Origin of the sequence: Arsenophonus sp. ENCA, from assembly GCF_002287155.1 — a bacterium.
Classification (GTDB): domain Bacteria; phylum Pseudomonadota; class Gammaproteobacteria; order Enterobacterales; family Enterobacteriaceae; genus Arsenophonus; species Arsenophonus nilaparvatae.
Genome location: NZ_NHNG01000816.1, coordinates 1 through 1,631, shown reverse-complemented (window position 1 = coordinate 1,631; position 1,631 = coordinate 1). Strand labels below are relative to the sequence as shown.

4 protein-coding genes are annotated in these 1,631 nt (G+C 41.8%); 2 read left to right on the top strand and 2 right to left on the bottom strand.

Annotated elements, in window-relative coordinates; translation table 11 throughout:
- On the top strand, nt 1-347 hold a 347-nt coding region (locus tag CBG25_RS21130), incomplete at its 5' end, for a transposase family protein (RefSeq protein ID WP_290609017.1).
- 254 nt (nt 348-601) lie between these two features.
- Nucleotides 602-823, top strand: coding sequence for a hypothetical protein (locus CBG25_RS21125; protein WP_290609016.1), 222 nt, complete (start codon nt 602-604; stop codon nt 821-823).
- A gap of 49 nt (nt 824-872) precedes the next feature.
- On the opposite strand, the gene CBG25_RS21120 is transcribed toward CBG25_RS21125, so the two are convergent.
- Both CBG25_RS21120 and CBG25_RS21115 read right to left on the bottom strand, forming a co-directional pair.
- Nucleotides 873-1,232, bottom strand: a complete 360-nt coding sequence (locus tag CBG25_RS21120; RefSeq protein WP_290609015.1) for a transposase — start codon at nt 1,230-1,232, stop codon at nt 873-875.
- Nucleotides 1,233-1,368: 136 nt separating this feature from the next.
- Nucleotides 1,369-1,631 (bottom strand): transposase (locus tag CBG25_RS21115; protein WP_290603799.1); only part of this gene is annotated, 263 nt, incomplete at its 5' end.

Sequence of the window (1,631 nt, the reverse complement as noted above, 5' to 3'; positions counted from 1 at the left end):
TGAGCAAAAATGGGCGCCGTCACGATAAACGCTTACTCGATAAAGTCGATATAATTCGCCATATTCCTCCTGAGGTAACCATCTGGGCAGATACCGGTTTTCAAGGTATAGATAAACAGCATCCTAATACACAAATCCCAAAAAAAGGAACTCGAAAAAGACCTTTATCGCCTGAACAAAAACAAGAAAATAAAATAATTTCGGGCATCCGTATTACAGTTGAACACGCCATCGCGGGTATCAAGCGCCTCGGTTGCATGACCCAAATTTTACGGAATCGTAGACCCTTTATTGATGATACCTTCACGAGTTTCGCACAGGCATATAAAATTCTAAAAATGGCTTAAAAGCAATGATTAATCTGCAAGTTACTAAAAACATAAATTTTCTTAAATTACAATAAGTTGTATTTGATTTATAAGGTTTTGACTATTTATATATCATGCTGAATTAAACTTAAAAATAGAGCGTTTTTTTATTGGTGCGAAACTCGTGACCTTCTTACTCCTTAGCGCAGGTCTTTGGAATTTCCATCTCAGAACAGCGTAAAATTTACTTCAATCACCGAAACACCCTTATTTCACTATTAAGCAACACGCTTATGGAAAGCAAGGATAATTCAACCGAAAAACTGGTCACTGTCGGCGACAGGCAAATAGACAAGGAAATTGCCAAGTACTGTTTGGAAAAAGCGGAGCCAGCTATTTTTGAGGGGGTGACGCATTTGGTCAAAGAACGGTGTGAAAAAGCGGATGTCATCGAAGCAGCAAAAACGACCGCCGAGGCGATAGTTGAAGGGATGACTTCTATTTTTCGGCGTTAAGTGTATCAAACAAAAATTCACATCTGACCGTCTCCCGCACCAAAAAAATTCAACGGAAAAAAATCACATGATGGGTCGGGTAGCAAGAGCGTATTTCTGCGCTCCCGCCCCCTAAGAGGCTGTCGCAAAAGGGGTGGAATTTTTTTTTCAACAATATCCCACCGTGCAGATTTTCTCTTTTTCTGATTTTAGTTTGTACAAATAATAGACTGAAAATCATCCATAATATCAGAGCAACCGCTCTTGATAAGTTATAGGCCATTGCATGCAGGGTAAATTCGAGCTTTACCGCTAATAATCCCTTACGCCGGAAACGTTCCAAACCCTGAATTCCCCGCAATGCTGAAAACACAGGTTCAACCATGCTCTTTCGCTGATTCAAGATTTTTTTAGACTCAGGAGTAGCCATATGGGCACCTCGAAAAACTCAAGATTTTCAATTAACCCTTGGCTTTCATTCTAAATAATTAGATTTTTTTTGATTATCACGTTACTGATTCTATCGCACATTGCCCTGGCTAGGGCCATTTGACCCATTCTGGGCGTCAGAAAGCCACGATGCACGCGCTCTGGAAGTACGCCAACCGCTTTAGGTTGTAACATGCTGCCATCATCGTCATGGCAAAATTAGCGCGCACCTGTCCAATGGTGCGGATCAGTTTTCTACCCATTTGTTCCATCGCCGCAAATGCATGTTCAACCCGTGCCCTAGTCTTTGCAATCCTGTGGTTTCGCCCTTGCTGAGTCTTGGACAACGGTTTGTTTCGATGGCCTTTACGCTGAATCTGGCTCCTATAGCCGTTTGCCT